Raw genomic sequence first — 19,646 nt, 5'->3', positions numbered from 1 at the left:
TAAAACCAGCATTATGAAGAAAAACACTACCTGAAGAGTAAAAGATAGCTTATGATATAAGTAAGATCAGGAACACTCGCGATGTTCCCGATCTAATAGCTTATAAGCTAAAATGCTAATGTGACTCCACCTTTTAACTTTAACAGCCTTAACAAATGTATAAAAATTTTACTACAAACATTTGTATGCCTTCGGGCTACATCAAGAAATTTCTGCTCATAATGAAGATGACAAGCTTTATGCTCATGCTTGCTTTTATGCAGGTGAGCGCAGCGGTTTTTTCACAAAAAATCACTTATGTAAATAAGGATGCTACGCTAAAGCAAGTATTTAAACAAATTAATAAACAAACCGGGTACAATATTTTCTGGTCGCCTAAAACCATTAACAGCAATCATAAAATAGATGCTGCTTTTAAAGATGCGTCTATTGACCAGGTGCTTGCTTCTTGTTTAAAAGACTTTCGGCTAACTTATTTAATTGAAGGTAAATCGGTAATCATTAAAGATGCGCCGAGTGTGAATACATCCGCCACCCCGGTTGAAGCTATAATTGATATAACGATAACGGGTACAGTGAAAAATGAAAAGGGTGAGGCCCTGGCTGGGGTTACCATCGCAGCTACCGGCAACAAAAAATCTGGTACACTAACTGATAACAACGGAAAGTTTGTTTTGGATGTAAAAGATGGTACGGAAGTTAAAATTTCTTATATCGGTTACAAAACCCAAACAATTACAGTTGCGGCTGGCAAAAAAGTTTACAATGTCATCATGGTTGAAGACGTTACTGCAGCCGAAACGGTAGTTGTAACGGCTTACGGCCGGAAACAGCTAAAGGAAGCCATTGTAGGTTCGGTTACAACGGTAAAGCCTGGCAATTTAAAAATACCTGCAAGTAACTTAACCAATGCGTTGGCAGGGCAGGTTGCCGGTGTAATAGCATTTACCCCAAGCGGCCAACCCGGTCAGGATAATGCCAAATTCTTTATCAGGGGAGTAACTACTTTTGGTTATAAGCAGGATCCGCTGATTTTGATAGATAACGTTGAGTTAACTACTAATGATCTTGCACGTTTAAACGTGGATGATATCGAAAGTTTTTCGGTACTGAAGGATGCAAGCGCCACCGCCCTTTACGGCGCCAGGGGGGGGAATGGCGTAATTTTGGTGAAAACCAAAGAAGGTAAAGCAGGTAAAGCCCAAATTAATGTGCGGGTTGAGAACTCACAATCGCAATCGGTAAAAACCATTGCACTTGCAGACCCCATTACCTATATGCGGCTTTTTAACGAAGCTACGCGCACTCGTTACCCCTTAGACCCGCTTCCGTATGATGAAAACAAAATCATTAACACACAGGCAACTATTAATCATGCTCCCGGCAGTAACCAGTACGTTTACCCCGCTACCGATTGGTTGGGCATGTTGTTTAAAAAACGCGCCAATACGCAGCGCGCCAATTTAAGCTTACAAGGGGGAGGTGGCGTTGCCCGCTACTATGTTGCTGGTGCATTCACAAATGATAACGGCATTTTACGCACCGATATCAGGAACAATAACAACAACAACGTTAATTATAAAACATACCAGTTACGATCGAACGTAAACATTAACGTAACCAGTAAAACGGAGTTGATCATTCGATTATCAGGTACTTTTGGCGAATATAATGGCCCGCTTACTTATGATGGTACCCAGCAAACCCAGCTTTATAACCTGGCCTCACATACCAGCCCGGTTGATTTTCCGGCTTATTACCCGGCCGATTCTGCCAACCTGCGTACACAGCACATCTTATTTGGTAATTCGCCGGCAACATCCAATACCGATGGCGGCAGCCGGTACATAAATCCATATGCCGAGTTATTAAAAGGGCACCAGAATTCGTCGGAATCGAGAATGCTTGCGCAGCTGGAGTTAAACCAGAACCTGGATTTTTTGACATCGGGTTTAAATTTTCATGCAATTATGAGCACCAACAGGCACTCATTCTTCCAATCGTATTTAAGTTACAGCCCTTTCTATTACAATGCCATCAACTACGATAAAACTACCAATACCTACCAGCTAAACTGGATAAATAACCTGCCTACGGGTAATAACGTAGCAAGGGAATATTTACAATATAACTCATTCGGTAACAATGCAAGCTCGTTCCTGTATTTGCAAGGTGTACTGGATTACGCCCATGCTTTTGCGGTAGACCATAATGTGAGCGCCGCTTTAATTGGAACCGAACAACAAACACTTAACGGACCTGCAAGTTCACTATTTAATTCATTGCCTTTTCGTAATCAAACACTGGCAGGTAGGGCAACCTACTCATATAAAGGGAGATATTATCTTGAATTTAACTTTGGTTTAAACGGATCAGAGCGTTTCTCGGCTGCTCATCGTTATGGATTTTTCCCGACAATCGGCGCATCCTGGATTATATCAGACGAAAAATTCTGGGGCGATTTGTATAATGTGTTTGACAGGTTTAAACTGCGCGGCAGTTATGGCCTGGTAGGTAACGATGCCATTAGCGACAGGAGGTTTTTCTATTTATCTGATGTAAACTTAAACGGTGGTAATTATGCCAGTTTTGGTCAAAATAATGGTTACTACCGCAATGGTGTAAGCATCAATAACTACGAAAATGATGATGTAACCTGGGAAACATCTAAGCAAACCAATTTAGGGATTGAATTTACCTTACTTAAAAAGATTAACGTAATAGCCGAGGTTTATAAGAACAACAAATACAATATCCTTCAGGATCGTTCTTCTATCCCATCTACCATGGGGCTTGAATCGGGTATCGCGGCTAATATTGGCAAGGCCGAATCAAAGGGTATAGATATATCGGTAGATGGTAAAGAAAACATTGGTAGGGATTTTTCTTTACAGATGAGAGGAAACTTTACTTATTCAACCAATAAATACACCCAGTTTGAGGCTCCTGATTATGCCGAGTCTTACAGGCACCAGGTGGGTCAGCCAATTAACCGCCAATTTGGTTACGTTGCCGAAAGGTTGTTTGTTGACGATAACGAAGCGGCCAACTCACCTTCGCAGATATTTAGTACAGGCGGCTTTCCGCCAAAGGGCGGCGATATTAAATACCGCGATTTAAATGGCGACGGTAAAATTGACGGCGCCGATCAAACCTTTATCGGCAATCCAACTATACCGCAAATAGTTTATGGTTTTGGTTTATCTGCCAGTTATAAAAACTTTGATCTTTCCGGGTTTTTCCAGGGGCAGGCGAAGGTGTCGTTTTTTATTAACCCGGCTACAACAGCGCCATTCATAAAAAGCCCCGAGTCATACTACACTGGTAATACGCAAGTGTTGCAGGCATATGCCAACGATCATTGGAGCGAAGACAACCAAAACCTGTACGCATTATATCCGAGGCTTGGCCCGGATGGTGCGTCTATCGAAAATAACAGGCAAAACAGTACCTGGTGGCTGCGCGATGGCAGTTTCCTGAGGCTTAAATCTATCGAGGTTGGCTATACTTTGCCGCAAAGGATATCAAAAGCCTTACTGGTAAAAAATGCACGAATCTATTTTAACGGCTTAAACATGTTTACCTGGAGCCCATTCAGATTATGGGATCCGGAATTGGGGGGTAACGGATTTGCATACCCTATTCAAAAGGTGTTTAACATAGGTTTAAATGTCAATTTATAACATTAAATAAATATGAAATCATATTATAAATATTTGTTCATGGCAATCTTCGCAATCTCTTGCGTGTCATGTAAAAAGTACCTGGATGTTACACCTGATAATGTTGGTACCATAGATTATGCCTTCAGGAACCGGAATGAAGCAGAAAATTACCTGTTTACCTGTTACGCTACCATACAGCAGTTAACGTACGTGCAAAATAACCCTGGTTTTACCACTTCGGGCGAGATCATATTCCCAAACAACCTAACAGATTTCCAGGGAATTGATCCAACCGGATTTAACCTGATAAGGGGTACGCAAAACGCGGGCAATCCCGGTCTTAACTATTGGGATGGTTACAATGGAGGGCAGGCAACCTGGAAAGCTATCAGACGGTGCAATACCATGCTGGAGAATATAAACAAACCTATTGACCTGGGTGCAGATGAAAAGAAAAGATGGATAGCCGAGGTGAAGTTTTTGAAAGCCTATTATCATTTTGTACTCTTTAGGTTATATGGCCCCATTCCGATTGTTGATGTAAACCTGCCAATTAATAGTTCGACCGACGAAGTGAGGGTAAAAAGAGCGCCGGTTGATTCGGTTGTAAATTATATGGTAAGGCTGCTTGATCAGGCTGCTGTAGATTTGCCCCCTGTTATACTTAACCCAACGAAAGAGCTTGGTCGTATTACCCAGCCTATTGCGCTGGCGGTTAAAGCTCAAATATTGGCCACAGCCGCAAGTCCGCTTTTTAACGGAAATCCTGATTATATCAGTGTGAAAAATAAAGATGGTAAAGCGCTTTTTCCTGCAGCTTATGACGCTACAAAGTGGGACAAGGCTGCCGCCGCTTGTTTGGCTGCAATTACCAATGCCGAAGCAAATGGCGCTGCATTGCACAAGTTTATTGCCACAGCCAGTGTTAATGGCCTTAACGATTCATTAAAAACAGTATTAGACCTGCAAACAACAATTACCGAAAAATGGGAACTTAATACCGAGACAATATGGGCATTAAACCCTGTATTCCCGGATCAGAGTTATTGTATGCCAAGGCTTACGTCAAAAGCTGCTGCCAACCCCTCGTTCCAGGGAACTTTTGCAGTTCCGATACAGGAACAGGAGTTGTTTTACACTCACAATGGCGTGCCTATAAATGAGGATAAAACCTGGGATTACCTGAACCGTTATGACACCCGCACAGGCGATGATGCCAACAGGTTTTATATAGGGAACGGCTACACAACGGTTAAAGCACACTTTGACCGCGAACCGAGGTTTTATGCCGACATAGCTTTTGATGGCGGTACATGGTTTGGTAACGGAAAACTGGATCAAAATTCGCAATACTACGTTCAGGCACGGGGAAGCGGCGCACTGGCCGGACCAACAGATAGGGTAAGGTTAAACATTACCGGTTACTGGCCAAAAAAACTGGTAAACTATTTAACCGTATATGACGATGGGTATACCATTGCCGATTATCGCCTTCCTGTAATAAGGTTAGCGGGAATGTATCTGCTTTATGCCGAGGCATTGAACGAGCAGGGAAAAGCTACCGCAGAAGTGCTGCCATGGATTGATAAAGTTAGGGCAAGGGCCGGATTAAAAGGTGTTGCCGAATCATGGACCACCTACTCAAAAGAACCTTCAAAGTACACCACCCAGGCTGGTCTTCGCCAGATCATTCACCAGGAATCGCGAATCGAACTTGCGTTTGAATGCACGCCAGGTTGGGACCTTCGCCGCTGGAAAGAATTGCCGTTGGCTCTAAGCAAGCCACTGCAAGGCTGGAATATTTACGAATCATCGGCAACAAATTATTACCGCCCCGCCACTATGGTTATTCCAATATTTAATGTCAGGAATTATTTGTGGCCTATATTGAATGACGACCTGGTTGTTAATAATAACCTGGTTCAGAATTTAAACTGGTAAGTTAAGTGTTTAATAATCATATCATTAAATATGAAAAAAATGAAGAATTTTAAAAATTATTTAGTCCTGCTTTTTGTAGGCCTAATGGTTGCCGGCATAACATCGTGTAAAAGGAACGACGGGGATAGGGAACCAATATCAACAGATAAAACAAAGCCCGGCATAATTACAAATGTAAAGGTTGATAATTACCCGGGCGGAGCCTATATTACCTATACACTGCCAAACTCAGATAATATACTCTATGTACAGGCCAAATATCAAATAAGGGATGGCGTATCAAGAGAAACAAAATCAAGCTACTACACTGATACTGTAAATGTTGAGGGTTTTGCAAAGGAAGCTGATTACGATGTTACATTATATACCGTAAGCAGGGCAAACGTACAATCAGATCCGGTTAAGGTTACTGTACACCCGCAAACGCCACCCTACATCTCCATTAAAGCAACTACAAGTATTGGCGCCGATTTTGGCGGTGTTAACGTTAAGGCGCTAAATCCCTTGAAAAAAGAAATTGGAGTTATTGTAACTGCCTTTGATAAGTCAACCAATGCCATGGAAATCCAGGATCAGCATTACACAAAATCAGATACCATCGATTACTCGGTACGTGGTTTTAATACTGATAACCGGAACTTTGGGGTTTATATAACCGATAAATTCGGCAATATATCAGATACCATTAAACAAGCCATTTCTCCGTTGTTTGAGCAATTGCTGGATAAAAGCAAATTCAGCCCTTATAATTTAGCTTCAGATACCGAAATAGGGTATGGCTGGGTGCTGCCCAACTTATGGGACGGTAAAACGGACGGAAACAGTGCTGGATGGCATACCAATCCCGGACATACCCCACCGTTTGTTTGTACATTTAATGTTGGTTTGAGTTATAAATTAAGTCGCTTTATTTTATGGGAACGGCCAGATCAATATGCTTATGGCCACGGGAACCCAAGAATTTTCTCTTTATGGGGCTCCAATGTTTCTTCGCCTAAAGATTCGCAGTTGCCGGTATCAGCCGCTGTGGGCACTGTTATAGGGGATTGGACAAATATTGGCAACTATCATTATCCCGATCCACCATCGGGCTTGCCGCCAACAGCAGTTAACTCGGCCGATAATGCTTTTGTAATGGCTGGTGTAAACTTTAATATATCGTTAGCGGCGCCGCCGGTTCACTTTATCAGGCTTGCTGTGGCCCAAACATGGTCGGGCGGTAACTTTGCACACGCAATGGAAATATCACTATACGGTAAACCTGAGTAGTTAATTTTTATAAAAAAAATAAACATGAAAAAACTGATATATATACTGCTTGCCTGTTTTGTAGCAGCAGCGTGGTATGGTTGTAAGAAAGATGGTCTTGCAACAGACTATAAAAAATTCTACGATGGTCACGAATTAACTTACACAGGCGCGGTAGCACAGGCTATTGTACAACCTGGTAATTTAGAAATAGGCCTGAAGTGGAAGGCAAGTTCCGATCCGAGTATCGTAAAATATGTTGTATACTATAACAATGGTGCCGATTCGCAAGTTGTTAATGTTACAGCTAAAGTGGATACAATAAGAACCGTAATTAAAAATTTGCAGGAGTATACTTACTCATTTACCATCTATTCCTATGATGCAAAAGGGAATAAATCTATTCCTTATGAATTAAATAACGCTAAGGCTTACGGACCGGTTTATGCATCCAACTTATTAAACCGGGCCTATAACGCAACTACGCCTTACGTTGTTAATGGCGATGGCTCAGTACAGTTGAATTTTATTACACCAGATACTATCAACATTAAAACTGTTATCAATTATACCAACGCGGCCGGCGCAGCATCGCAGCTTACGCTTGCCCCAAATGTAAATTCAATAACACTGCCCACGTATAAAACAGGTACTCCTATTACGTATAAATCGTACTACATACCCGAACGCACTTCAATCGATACTTTTGCCGTAGCACAATTTGATACATTTCCTACAATCTATATTTACGTAAAATGCGATAAATCTAAATTTTCGGAAGTGCATTTGCCACAGGATGTGCAAACATATTCCGGCGAAACCACTATCAGTAAACTATGGGATAATAGCGATAGTCCGCAGGGATATCCCAATATTTTCCACAGCGATGGCTCATATATTCCACACGTGCTTACGTTTGATATGGGGCAGTCATATAGTAATTTGGGGCAGATGGAAGAAGTTGGAAGAAACTGTTGCAACAATCCCGATCAGTTTGAAGTTTGGGGTATCAATAGTTTAACTGGCGCTACTACCACCTTAAGAGCAGATAACAGTGGCTGGAAAGCAGAAGCCATTGCCAAAGGATGGATATTGCTTAAATCGGTTACCAGGACAGATGACGGACAAGCCGCTCTGAAGGTTGATTTATTAAGTAATCCTCCACCCGTTAGGTATATACGTATAAGAGTATTACATACCGTAACAGGATCAGGCTATAGCAACATGAGCGAAATAACCTTCTGGAATAAGGAATAATATTCCTCTTGATAAAAATAAAGAACCTCCCGGCCACATGTGTCAGGGAGGTTTCTTTTTGTAGATTTTTGTAGCCGGGAACAATACAGTTAATGTTCTGAAAACGCATTCATTTGCTAATATTGCTGTTTATAAACGATTATTTTATGTAGATATTTAGCTCATCCTACTTTAAACCAAACATGACCAAAAAGATAATTTGTATTGCCCTTATAACCAGCTGCAGTTTATTTGCAAACGCGCAAAAGAAAACCACTCATCGCATCGCCCCGCCGGTAATATGGGATGACAAACCTGCTAAAACCTGGATGACAGAAGCCTATCCAATGGGGAACGGCCGCTTCGGCGGGATGGTTTTTGGAGGTTTGGCGCAAGAGCATATCCAGTTTAATGAGATAAGCCTCTGGACAGGTGATGAAAACGAAACCGGTGCCTACCAGGCCTTTGGCGATTTGTTTATCGGTTTCAAAAATAAGGACACTACACAGGCTATACCTGCTGATTATCGCAGGCAATTGGATATCAGTAAAGCGGTTCAGCAGGTAACTTATACTGATAATGGTATAGCTTTTAAACGGGAATACTTTTGCAGTTTTCCGGATAAGGCGATGGTTTTGCACTTCACTGCAAACAAAAAGGGCGCTTATTCGGCGGTCATCAGTCTAAAAGACGCGCATGGCTCAAAAGTTACCGGCATTGGAAAATCATTGGAGTTTGAGGGCAAACTGGATAACGGCTTGGCCTACAAAGCAGGTATCGTCATAAAAACAACAGGCGGTTCTGCAGCTATTGAAAGTGATGGTAAGGGCGGTTCGCAGCTTAAGATCAGTAATGCAGATGGTTTTATCATATTGCTTTCGGCCGCTACAGATTACAGCAACAAGCGCGAACAACATTGGCGTGGCGAAGCACCAGGTGTAAAGGTGAAGCAAAACCTGGATGGGGCATCTGCCAAAATCTACCAGCAACTATTGGGTGATCATATAGCTGATTATTCCGCGCTTTTCGGCCGGGTTGCCATAAACCTGGGCACAACACCGCCACCAGCCGCTGCCGAACCAACACATAAGCGGTTGATTGCTTATAAAAAACAGGCTGATCCTCAATTGGAGGCTTTGCTTTATCAATATGGACGATATTTATTAATCAATTCATCGCGTAAAGGCGGTTTGCCTGCAAATTTGCAGGGGCTTTGGAACGAAAGTAATAATCCGCCGTGGCGAAGTGATTATCATTCCAACATCAACATCCAGATGAATTACTGGCTGGCCGAACCAACTAATCTTTCGGAATGCCACATACCTTACCTTGATTATATCAACAGTATGCGCGAGGTAAAAAAGGCAAGTACGCAAAAAGAATATCCCGGCGTACGCGGGTGGACAGTAAAAACCGAAAATGGTGTGTACGGCGGTGGAAGCTTTTTGTGGAACACGCCCGGCAGCGCATGGTACGCCCAGGGTATTTGGGAGCATTATGCGTTCACCAAAGACAAAAACTATTTGCAAACTTTTGCCTACCCCATACTGAAAGAGATTGTAGAGTTTTGGGACGACCATTTAAAACGTCGCCCGGATGGCACCCTGGTGTCTCCGCTGGGCTGGTCGCCTGAGCATGGGCCAACCGAAGATGGGGTAACTTATGACCAGGAGATAGTTTATGATTTGTTTACCAATTATATATCGGCGGCAGATGTTTTAGGTGCCGATAAAACCTATCGCAATCATGTTGCCGATATGCGGGAGCATTTGCTAAAACCTAAAATTGGCAAATGGGGCCAGTTACAGGAGTGGGAAACTGATCGTGATGATCCGAAAGATACACACCGTCACTCATCAAATTTGTTTGGCCTGCACCCAGGTAAACGCATAAGCACTATAAAAACGCCCGAATTGGCGCAGGCGGCCAAAGTAAGCCTATTGGCGCGTGGCGATGTTTCAACAGGATGGTCAATGGCCTGGAAAATGAATTTTTGGGCACGCCTGCAGGATGGCGATCATGCTTACAAAATCCTGAGCAACTTCATAACCCTGGCAGGTGGTTCGGGTGTTGACTATAACAACGGTGGTGGTGTATACGCCAACCTGCTATGTGCGCATCCGCCATTCCAGATAGATGGTAATTTTGGTTATACAGCAGGTGTTACAGAAATGCTGCTGCAGAGCCAGACCGACGAAATTCAACTATTGCCCGCTTTGCCAAAAGCCTGGTTAAGCGGAAGTGTTCAAGGGCTTAAAGCCCGTGGCGATTTTGAGATTAAGGATATGGAGTGGAAAGATGGTAAAGTAATCAGTATTGCAATTAAGTCATTGGCAGGCGGAGTGTGTAGTTTAAGATCGCCAAATAAATTGATGGTCGAAGGGATGAAAATTCCGGGAACGGTGGTTGATAACGAATTTAAATACCAGTTTGAATCCGTTGCGGGTAAAACGTATGTTTTTAAGGCAAATAATTAATAGCACATAGTTCGGGTTTCAGTATTTAATTTTTCTGTTAGCATTTGCAACTACTTATATTGGGTTTAACCTTATAATGCTGTGTAAAGTATGTGCACAATAGTTTGTAGTTGCTAAAGCTGAAACCTGAATTTTTATTTTTTTCTTGAAGCCAATAAAGGCTGTAATATGAAGTATATTATAGAATCAGTTCTGATTCAAAAGTTTTAAAAGCAACCCGGGTTTCAATTTTTGAGCAAATTATGAGAAAATTATATTATGCCAAGTTATTGTAACTTTTAGTAAACAAGGCGTTAAACCTTAAAAATTGACCAAATCAATTTGCTTTTTGTAATGCCCTGGTGACATCCCTGTAATCTTTTTAAATATCTTAGAAAAGTAGAATATATTCTCAAAGCCGGTTTGCGTCGCAATTTCTGCGTAGGTCATCCCGGTTGTTACCATTAGGTATTGTGCCCGTTCAATCCTTTTCTCGTGGATGTATCTTAGAGGCCTTTCGCCAGTGTATTGTTGAAACAAACGCGAAAAGTAATCTGTATGCTGATTGGCCTTTTCTGCCAGGTAGGTTACCGATAGATCCTGGTGTAAATTTAGTTGGATATAGCTGATTGCGTTCAATATTTTAACTGGTATATGACTAATTTCCTTGTGTTTAAATATCTCCGATGTCAAAAATCGTGACACCAATTGCAACAAAATACCATGTGTTTCAATAAATGTCGCCATGTTTTGGCGGTTATTAAGCTCTTGGTACTCTTTATAAAAAATGTTTTTTTCATATACCTTCGGATTATCGGAGCGGTTGATGCCCCTGCCCGGATTTATCTCCAGTAAACGGGTGAAATTCATAATATCAATTGCTGTTGCCTGTACTTTAAAGATCGACCGGTTATTTGCGAACAGGGAGATACCATCAGATGATTCCTCAAAAAACTGGATAAAAAACTGGCTGAGATGATTTTGGCAACGAAGGTTGCATAAAGTAAAACTGGGTATAATATATAGAAAACCAGGCTCAAGTTTAAGTGAAGTTGATGGATCCGAGATTTCTCCAGTACCTGCATCAATATAGTATAGTCTGAAATAGGGGCTAATCACGTTTTTATAATTCCATTTCGGGCCAAGGGTTACATGATCTACATTTAATAATGTAAATGTGTGCTTTAGTACTCTCTTAATCATAATTATCAGTAAATAAGATACTTTTAAGTGAAATGGTTGCTTTAAAAAGGGCCTTGCTGGTCTTTTTTTTCCTGTAATCCATGTAATGTCTCTCACTTCCGCCAAAGCAATAATAAACAAAAAGTCTGTTTTGTATAAAAAAAAGTCCTATTAGGCCAACTATTTAACAATTATTTGCAGGTAGATTTGGTTTATCAATTACAAACGGCAATTGTAATAATTGCCGACAACCAATTATGATTGTGACCTAAAAGAATTTTTGACTTGTGACCCCGGGGGCAACTAACCTGTACAAACGGTTGTACCTGACTAATGTATAAAAACATCAAAATTTAATTCATGAAAAGAAGAACACTAATAAAAGGTCTGGCTACAGGGTTGTCCTCGTTATACCTGTCTAAACTTTATGCTAACAATCTATTGCCAGCCCATTCAAATCCGGGCATCGCTGCCGGCCCATTTCAGCCAACATGGGAATCACTGGCCCAATACCAGGTACCTGATTGGTTCCGCGACGCCAAATTTGGTATGTGGGCGCACTGGGGACCACAATGCCAACCAGAACACGGTGACTGGTATGCCCGTGGTATGTACCAGGAGGGCAGTGATCAGTATAAATATCATGTTCAAAAATATGGACATCCTTCAAAATTTGGTTTTAAGGATGTGATTAACGAATGGAAAGCTGAGAAATGGGACCCGAGCGAATTGGTGGGTTTATACAAAAGTGCAGGTGCCAAATACTTTATGGCATTGGCCAATCATCATGACAATTTTGACCTTTACGACAGCAAATACCAAAGCTGGAACTCTACCAAAATTGGCCCCAAAAAAGATCTGATTGGCGGCTGGGCCAGGGCTGCTAAAGAACAGGGCCTGCCTTTTGGCGTCAGTGTACATGCATCACACCCCTGGACCTGGTACGAGGTTGCCCAGCGTGCAGATAAAACCGGCCCATACGCAGGCATACCTTATGATGGTAAGCTAACCAAGGCGGATGGCGCAGACAAATGGTGGAATGGCTATGACCCGCAGGAACTATATGCACAAAATCACGCATTAAGCAAGGATAGCCTTGATGATAATAGCATGGGTAGCCACTGGGACTGGGGCAATGGTGCCAGTGTGCCCAACAAAGCTTATTGTGATAAATTTTTAAACCGCACTATTGAACTGATAGATAAATACGATCCTGAGCTGATTTATTTTGATGATACTGCTTTACCTCTTTGGCCGGTAAGCGATGCCGGCTTAAAAATTGCGGCACATATGTACAATACCAGCATAAAAAAACACGGTAAACTGCAGGCAGCACTGTTTGGCAAAGTATTGAATGAACAACAGCGTAAATGCATGATATGGGATATTGAACGCGGACAAAGCAATCAGATAGAACCGTTGCCCTGGCAAACGGATACCTGCATAGGTGGCTGGCACTATGACCGCCGCATATTTGATTATAAAGGCTATAAAAGTGCAAAAACCATAGTGCATACACTTGTTGATATAGTAAGCAAAAATGGCAACCTGCTGTTAAATATCCCTGTACGTGGCGATGGCACCATTGACAGCGAAGAACGCGCCGTAGTTGAAAACATAGGAGCCTGGATGCAAGTTAACGGTGAAGCGATTTACGGCACACGCCCCTGGAAAGTATTTGGGGAAGGCCCGGCAATAGAATCGGCAGCGCCAATCAACGCACAGGGTTTTAACGAAGGCAAAGGGAAGCCGTTTGTGGCCGAAGATATCAGGTTTACTGTAAAAGGTAAAAGCCTTTACGCCACCATGTTTGGCTGGCCAACAGGGAATGAAGCCCTGATTAAAAAGTTAGCAACAGGTATTGAGGCGGGTAAGGTAAGCAGGGTAAGCCTGCTTGGAAACGATACTTTGAGTTTTGAGCAAACGTCAGCCGGCCTTAAAGTAAAATTACCCGGGCAAGCCCCCGGTAAAGATGCGTTTGTTTTAAAAATTGAGGGGGTTGTTTAATCCATATGATGAATCTGAAATTCTATTATCTTCTGAGTGCTGTCATTTCACTGGCAGCTCCTTCTTTCGCGCAAAGCTACAAGTTGTTATCGCCGGATAAAAAAACTGTCGTGGAGGTAAACAATAAAACCGGACTGCAATACACTGTTACCAGTAACGGCCTAACCATTATCTATCCTTCATCACTTGGTTTCGAGTTGAAAGATGAACCGGCTATGGGCGCTGATATGAAGGTAATCAATCATGTGGAGCATTCTGTTAACCAAACCTGGATACCGGTAGTGAAAGCCAAACACGGGACAGTAGTCGATCATTATAATGAATTGGAGTTGTCGCTGGTAGAGAAATCCGGGCAGATGCGGAGGATGAATGTTTATTTTAGGGTTTATGATAATGGCGTTGCTTTCCGTTACCAGTTATTTGGTGCGGATAAAATTGGCGACCGGCAGATAGTGAGGGAACTTACCGGCTTTAACTTGCCTGCAAAGGCAAAAGCCTGGGTGGCAGATTATGGCAGCTACACCTCCTCGCAGGAAACCGAGTTTCGGCCGCGACCCCTTAATCACATCACTACAAAAACGATTGCCGGTTTGCCCTTTTTGGTTGAATTAGATGGGAGCCATTACGCTGCCATTACCGAAGCTAATATCGATAACTATCCGGGATTTTACATAGGAACGTTAAAAACAGACACCAACGCCACTGATAAAGTTGAGTTGGTTAGCAAATTATCGCCTTTGCCGGGCGAAGCAGAGGATGGGGTTAAGGCCCGTTTTACAAATAACCAATTTACACCGTGGCGGGTGATTATATTGGGCGATGCACCGGGAAAGCTAATCGAGTCGGAGCTGATACAAAACCTGAATCCTCCCTGCGCGCTAAAAGATGTAAGCTGGATTAAACCGGGCATGAGCGCCTGGGATAACTGGTGGAGCGGTGATGTAAAGGTGGATATGCCAACCATCAAAAAATATATTGATCTGGCATCGGCACAACACTGGCCATATATGCTTATCGACTGGCAATGGTACGGTCAATTTAATAAACCGGAAGCTGATATTACCAAAGTGGCCCCGCAATTGAATATGCCCGGGATTTTGGCTTATGCCAAAGCGAAAAATGTTAGATGCTGGCTTTGGTTATACAGTTCGGATGTTAACCGGAATGATAATTTTGAAAAGGCCTTTCCAATTTATGAGCAATGGGGCATTGCGGGTATAAAAATTGATTTTATGGACCGGGACGATCAGCAAATGGTTAACTGGTATCGCCGTATTATTAAAACAGCTGCAAAATATCATTTAATGGTTGATTTTCATGGCGCTTTTAAACCGGATGGCATCATACGTACCTATCCTAACATGATTACACGGGAAGGGGTTTTAGGCGAAGAATATTCTAAGTTTTCAACCCGGATAACGGCCGGGCATAATACCACCTTACCATTTACCCGTATGCTGGCCGGACAAATGGACTACACGCCCGGCGGATTTTTAAATGTAAAGAAGGAAGAGTTTAGACAAGGCAGCCCCACCCAGGTAATGAACAGCCGCTGTGCCGAACTGGCAAAATTTGTGATTTACGAAAGTCCATTCACGGTCTACTGCGATGCACCAGAGCATATTTTAGGCAAACCCGGAGCCGACTTTTTAAGCAATATGCCTACTGTTTGGGATGATACCAAGGTGCTGGGCGGGTATCCGGGCGAATATATTATTATGGCCAAAAGAAGCGGAAAGTACTGGTACGTTGGCGCAATGACCAACGATGCTGAAAGGACAGTGCAACTGAAACTGGATTTTTTACCATCGGGTAAATATACATTGTCGTCCTGGGCTGATGTATTATCTTCTCCTCAAAGCTTAACCAAGTCTAATAGAGGCGTTTCAGCAAGTTCAGTTATCAATATTCATTTGGACACCGCGGGCGGATGGGTAGCGAAGATTATTGCCAACGACTAAGCATGATTTTTATCAGTAAAAGAAAATAAAGTATAATATCCGATCATGACAAAGAACAAAAGTCTTTTCCCCTTTATATTGATTACCAGTTTGTTTTTTTTATGGGGTTTTGCGCATAACCTTGATCCCATATTGATTCCTCACTTAAAAAAATCATTTACCCTGACAACTGTTCAGGCCACCCTGGTAGACTCGGCTGTGTTCATAGCCTATTTTTTGATGGCTTTGCCGGCAGGCTTTATTATGAAAAAATATGGTTACAAAACAGGCATAATAACGGGGCTGCTCATTTTTGCGTTTGGTTCCTATTTGTTTATACCGGCCGCCAATACGCAACAGTACGCATTTTTCCTGGTAGCCCTGTTTATCATTGCCTGCGGATTGACCATTTTAGAAACAGCAGCCAACCCGTATGCATCCTCATTGGGCGATCCGGCAACCTCCACGCAAAGGCTTAACTTTGCACAATCGTTTAACGGGCTTGCTACAACCCTGGCGCCTATAATTGGGGGGCGTATTATACTCACCAAAGGTTATACACCGGCACAATTAAGCGTAATGACCGAGCAGGGCCGCAAACTGGCGCTTGCTGCCGAAGCCTCTTCGGTGAAAATGCCCTATTTTATACTGGGTAGCGTACTGATTATTATCGCCATCCTTTTTGCATTTACGCACCTGCCCAAAATTCAGCACCATGAAGGCCATAAAGCCAGTAAAAACATTTTTCATGCCCTGAAGCACCGCCATTTAGCCTGGGGTGTTGCCGCGCAGTTTTTTTATGTGGGCGCACAGGTTTGTGTATTCAGTTTATTTATTCTCTACGCTCCAAAAGCAGCCGGCATTACAGAAGTAAAGGCAACCTACTATTTGAGTTTATGCGGCTTTGCGTTTTTGATAGGCAGATTTATTGGTACGTTTTTAATGAGGTATTACAGTTCAGCAGTTTTGCTCGCTGCTTATGCGGGCATCAATATCTTACTTTGCATTGTCGCCATTTTAGCTCATGGCATCTTAACGGTTTATACTGTCATTGGTATCTGCTTTTTTATGTCCATTATGTTCCCAACCATTTTTGCATTGGGCATAAAAGATTTAAAAGCTGATACAGAATTCGGCAGCAGCCTTATCATTATGTCAATCGTAGGTGGCGCCGTTTTGCCAAGGGTATTTGGTTACATCAGCGATGCGACAGGCAATATCCAATATGGCTACACAGTACCATTGATTTGTTTTATGGTTGTTGCACTTTTTGGATTTAAAGGCCATTGCGTAAAAGTAAAGCCGGAAAGTTTACCGGTTTCGGCGGTTCTTTAAAGTAACTAATTTTTTATATGGAAAAGATTATATTCCCTAAAGTGATTTTCGGAACCAGCGGATTAGGAAATTTATATGTGCCGCTTTCGGATGAAGCTAAATTGGCAATCGTTGCACAGAGCATAAAATGTTCGCGGAAACCGGTTGTATTTGATTCTGCAGGTAAATATGGTGCCGGGTTGGCACTTGAATCATTGGGCAGATCGTTAAAGCAATTGAATGTCAGCCATTCAGATGTGCTGATAAGCAATAAGCTGGGCTGGCTGCGTACAGAACTGAAAACGGCGGAACCTACTTTCGAACCCGGGGTTTGGCGTGACCTGAAACATGATGCAGTGCAAAAAATAAGCTATGAAGGTATCCTGGAATGTTATGAACAGGGCAATGAACTTCTTGGCGATTACCGTGCCGAACTGGTATCCGTACATGATCCGGATGAATACCTCGCCGCGGCGAAGAATGAGGCTGATCAAATGCAACGTTACCAGGATATACTGGAAGCTTACCGGGCTTTACATGAATTAAAACAACAAGGCAAAGTAAAAGCTATAGGTGTAGGATCAAAAGACTGGAGGATAATTAAAAGAATAACCCGTGATGTAGGGCTGGATTGGGTCATGATAGCCAATAGCATGACAATTCACAGCCATCCGGTTGAGTTAGTTGAGTTTATGCAGGAGCTTGAAAATCAGGAAATAGCGATTATAAACTCCGCGGTTTTTAATGGAGGTTTCTTAACCGGGTCGGCTTATTATAATTACAACTTGAAAGATCCTGTAAAAGATAAAGATTTGTATCACTGGCGGGCGCTGTTTTACCGGTTGTGCAAGGATTTTAACATTACCCCTGTTGATGCATGTATTGTTTTTGGATTAAAAGCACCGGGGGTTAAAAGCATTGCATTGAATACCACTAATGCAGATAGAGTTGCACTAAATGTTGCGATAGCTTCCCTAAAAATTCCAGGGGGATTCTGGAATGAGATGGGGGAGCGGGGATTGATTAACAAAGCATTTGCTTCCGCTTATTTATAAAGACGAGATAAACTATGAAGAGACATTGTTTAGCCCTTGACCTAAAGGATGATCCGCAATTGATAGCCGAATACGAATATTGGCACAAAGCAGAAAATGGCTGGCCCGAGGTGCGGAGAAGTATACTTGATGCTGAGATTATGGATATGCAGATTTATCGTACAGGAAATCGTTTATTTATGATCATGGAGACCAGCGAGAACTATTTTGCTGCAAAAAAAGCAGCCATGGACGCACTTAACCCTAAGGTGCAGGAATGGGAGCAACTGATGTGGAAATTTCAGCAGCCCTTACCCTGGGCAAAAGAAGGGGAGAAGTGGGTAATGATGGATCAAATTTTTCAGCTTTAAAATAAATAATATGCAAATAATAGTTTGTGCAGAGCCTGGAAAAATGGCACTCGGGCAACGGGAAAAAACTGCTATAAAAGAAGGCTATGCCCAAATCAGGATCAGACGGATAGGTGTTTGCGGTACCGATTTACATGCTTTTGAGGGGACACAGCCATATTTCAATTACCCCCGCGTTCTGGGGCATGAGCTTTCGGGTGAGTTAGTTGAGCCTAACGGGGCACCCGGTTTTAAAAAAGGCGAGATTGTTACATTCATCCCATACTTTAACTGTGGTGTTTGTATTGCCTGCAGATCAGGAAAACCTAACTGTTGTGCTAAAATTAATGTCTGTGGCGTTCATGTAGACGGAGGAATGGCCGAATACCTTAATGTACCAATATATTCGCTGGTACATGGCGAGGGGCTAAGCTATGATGAACTGGCATTGGTAGAACCATTGGCCATAGGGGCTCACGGGATCAGGCGGGCTGGTGTAAAATCTGGCGAATATGTACTGGTGATGGGAGCCGGGCCAATAGGCCTTGGAATAATGGAGTTTGCCCGCATTGCGGGAGCAAAGGTAATCGCCATGGACCTCAATACAAAAAGACTTGAATTTTGCAGGGACAGACTGCATGTAGATCATATTGTTAACGTATCGACCGAAGATGTACCGGAGCGACTGGCTACAATAACAAACGGAGACATGCCTACAGTGGTGATAGATGCCACGGGCAGCTTAAAGGCAATTAATAACGGGTTTCAATATATGGCACATGGAGCCAGGTATGTTCTGGTTGGTTTGCAAAAAGGCGATATTAGTTTGAATCACCCGGAGTTTCACAAACGCGAGGCTACTTTAATGAGCAGTCGTAACGCTACGCGGGAAGATTTTGAACATGTTATTTCATGTATGAAAAAAGGCCTGGTGCAACCGTCTAATTACATTACCCATCGTGTACAATTTGATAAGGTACCGGATGAGTTTGAAAGCTGGCTTGATCCGGTCAATGGCGTAATTAAAGCAATGATAGAGATATAGCGGTATTAGCTGCGATTAAGGGGCGGCCTTTTTGAAAGCTGTTTGCGATTTCTGAAAAAGCTTACATTGAAATAATATTCTCCATCGCTATTGTGATTACGTGGTTAAACCGTATGATGATAAAGATTTGTTTCTGACTATCTAAAATATTCTGAAATCTACATTCTGCCCATTTCCAGAATGTGCGGTAAATCAAATTTCGAGCTGATTTGGATCATGGAATGCCGG

General features: G+C 42.5%; 12 protein-coding genes. 11 read left to right on the top strand and 1 reads right to left on the bottom strand.

Features of this window, described 5'->3' with window-relative positions; translation table 11 throughout:
- Positions 1-155 precede the first annotated feature (155 nt).
- From ACFGVS_RS06085 to ACFGVS_RS06065, 5 genes are all read left to right on the top strand, one after another.
- Positions 156-3,683: a TonB-dependent receptor gene (locus ACFGVS_RS06085; protein ID WP_439697879.1), complete on the top strand. Its 3,528-nt coding sequence runs from the start codon at positions 156-158 to the stop codon at positions 3,681-3,683.
- 39 nt (positions 3,684-3,722) lie between these two features.
- On the top strand, positions 3,723-5,606 hold the full coding sequence (locus ACFGVS_RS06080; RefSeq protein WP_439697878.1) for a RagB/SusD family nutrient uptake outer membrane protein: 1,884 nt from the start codon (positions 3,723-3,725) through the stop codon (positions 5,604-5,606).
- A gap of 39 nt (positions 5,607-5,645) precedes the next feature.
- A complete protein-coding gene (locus ACFGVS_RS06075; protein WP_090652762.1) occupies positions 5,646-6,875 on the top strand; it encodes a DUF4959 domain-containing protein in 1,230 nt (409 codons plus the stop codon).
- 24 nt (positions 6,876-6,899) lie between these two features.
- Positions 6,900-8,111, top strand: coding sequence for a DUF4998 domain-containing protein (locus ACFGVS_RS06070; RefSeq protein ID WP_439697877.1), 1,212 nt, complete (start codon positions 6,900-6,902; stop codon positions 8,109-8,111).
- A 182-nt stretch (positions 8,112-8,293) separates the two neighbouring features.
- Complete coding sequence (locus ACFGVS_RS06065; protein WP_439697876.1) at positions 8,294-10,567, top strand: glycoside hydrolase family 95 protein; 2,274 nt, start codon at positions 8,294-8,296, stop codon at positions 10,565-10,567.
- Positions 10,568-10,867: 300 nt separating this feature from the next.
- Here ACFGVS_RS06065 and ACFGVS_RS06060 read toward each other — a convergent pair whose 3' ends face one another.
- Positions 10,868-11,869, bottom strand: coding sequence for a helix-turn-helix domain-containing protein (locus tag ACFGVS_RS06060; protein ID WP_439697875.1), 1,002 nt, complete (start codon positions 11,867-11,869; stop codon positions 10,868-10,870).
- A 219-nt stretch (positions 11,870-12,088) separates the two neighbouring features.
- Here ACFGVS_RS06060 and ACFGVS_RS06055 point away from each other — a divergent pair, with 219 nt between their 5' ends.
- The 6 genes from ACFGVS_RS06055 to ACFGVS_RS06030 are packed head-to-tail and all read left to right on the top strand — an operon-like array spanning position 12,089 to position 19,418.
- Complete coding sequence (locus ACFGVS_RS06055; RefSeq protein ID WP_439697874.1) at positions 12,089-13,735, top strand: alpha-L-fucosidase; 1,647 nt, start codon at positions 12,089-12,091, stop codon at positions 13,733-13,735.
- Between the two features lie 5 nt (positions 13,736-13,740).
- The gene (locus ACFGVS_RS06050; RefSeq protein ID WP_439697873.1) at positions 13,741-15,696 is read left to right on the top strand and encodes a glycoside hydrolase family 97 protein; all 1,956 of its coding nucleotides are present in this window, start codon (positions 13,741-13,743) and stop codon (positions 15,694-15,696) included.
- Between the two features lie 45 nt (positions 15,697-15,741).
- Positions 15,742-17,010 (top strand): L-fucose:H+ symporter permease, encoded by a 1,269-nt coding sequence (gene fucP, locus ACFGVS_RS06045; RefSeq protein WP_439697872.1) that lies wholly within the window; start codon positions 15,742-15,744, stop codon positions 17,008-17,010.
- A 17-nt stretch (positions 17,011-17,027) separates the two neighbouring features.
- Positions 17,028-18,044: an aldo/keto reductase gene (locus tag ACFGVS_RS06040; RefSeq protein ID WP_439697871.1), complete on the top strand. Its 1,017-nt coding sequence runs from the start codon at positions 17,028-17,030 to the stop codon at positions 18,042-18,044.
- A 14-nt stretch (positions 18,045-18,058) separates the two neighbouring features.
- A complete protein-coding gene (locus ACFGVS_RS06035; RefSeq protein WP_090652734.1) occupies positions 18,059-18,394 on the top strand; it encodes an L-rhamnose mutarotase in 336 nt (111 codons plus the stop codon).
- Between the two features lie 10 nt (positions 18,395-18,404).
- Positions 18,405-19,418, top strand: coding sequence for a zinc-binding alcohol dehydrogenase family protein (locus tag ACFGVS_RS06030; RefSeq protein WP_090652733.1), 1,014 nt, complete (start codon positions 18,405-18,407; stop codon positions 19,416-19,418).
- The last annotated feature ends 228 nt before the right edge of the window (positions 19,419-19,646 follow it).

This window comes from Mucilaginibacter sediminis (genome assembly GCF_051903035.1).
Lineage (GTDB): Bacteria > Bacteroidota > Bacteroidia > Sphingobacteriales > Sphingobacteriaceae > Mucilaginibacter.
This window is presented reverse-complemented; position numbering and strand designations above follow the sequence as displayed.

What these genes read in the sequence shown, in the direction of transcription:
- ACFGVS_RS06085 (WP_439697879.1), top strand. Translation starts at nt 156, where the DNA reads ATGTATAAAAATTTTACTACAAACATTTGTATGCCTTCGGGCTACATC.
- ACFGVS_RS06065 (WP_439697876.1), top strand. Translation starts at nt 8,294, where the DNA reads ATGACCAAAAAGATAATTTGTATTGCCCTTATAACCAGCTGCAGTTTA.
- ACFGVS_RS06040 (WP_439697871.1), top strand. Translation starts at nt 17,028, where the DNA reads ATGGAAAAGATTATATTCCCTAAAGTGATTTTCGGAACCAGCGGATTA.
- ACFGVS_RS06075 (WP_090652762.1), top strand. Translation starts at nt 5,646, where the DNA reads ATGAAGAATTTTAAAAATTATTTAGTCCTGCTTTTTGTAGGCCTAATG.
- ACFGVS_RS06070 (WP_439697877.1), top strand. Translation starts at nt 6,900, where the DNA reads ATGAAAAAACTGATATATATACTGCTTGCCTGTTTTGTAGCAGCAGCG.
- ACFGVS_RS06035 (WP_090652734.1), top strand. Translation starts at nt 18,059, where the DNA reads ATGAAGAGACATTGTTTAGCCCTTGACCTAAAGGATGATCCGCAATTG.
- fucP (WP_439697872.1), top strand. Translation starts at nt 15,742, where the DNA reads ATGACAAAGAACAAAAGTCTTTTCCCCTTTATATTGATTACCAGTTTG.
- ACFGVS_RS06080 (WP_439697878.1), top strand. Translation starts at nt 3,723, where the DNA reads ATGGCAATCTTCGCAATCTCTTGCGTGTCATGTAAAAAGTACCTGGAT.
- ACFGVS_RS06050 (WP_439697873.1), top strand. Translation starts at nt 13,741, where the DNA reads ATGATGAATCTGAAATTCTATTATCTTCTGAGTGCTGTCATTTCACTG.
- ACFGVS_RS06055 (WP_439697874.1), top strand. Translation starts at nt 12,089, where the DNA reads ATGAAAAGAAGAACACTAATAAAAGGTCTGGCTACAGGGTTGTCCTCG.
- ACFGVS_RS06030 (WP_090652733.1), top strand. Translation starts at nt 18,405, where the DNA reads ATGCAAATAATAGTTTGTGCAGAGCCTGGAAAAATGGCACTCGGGCAA.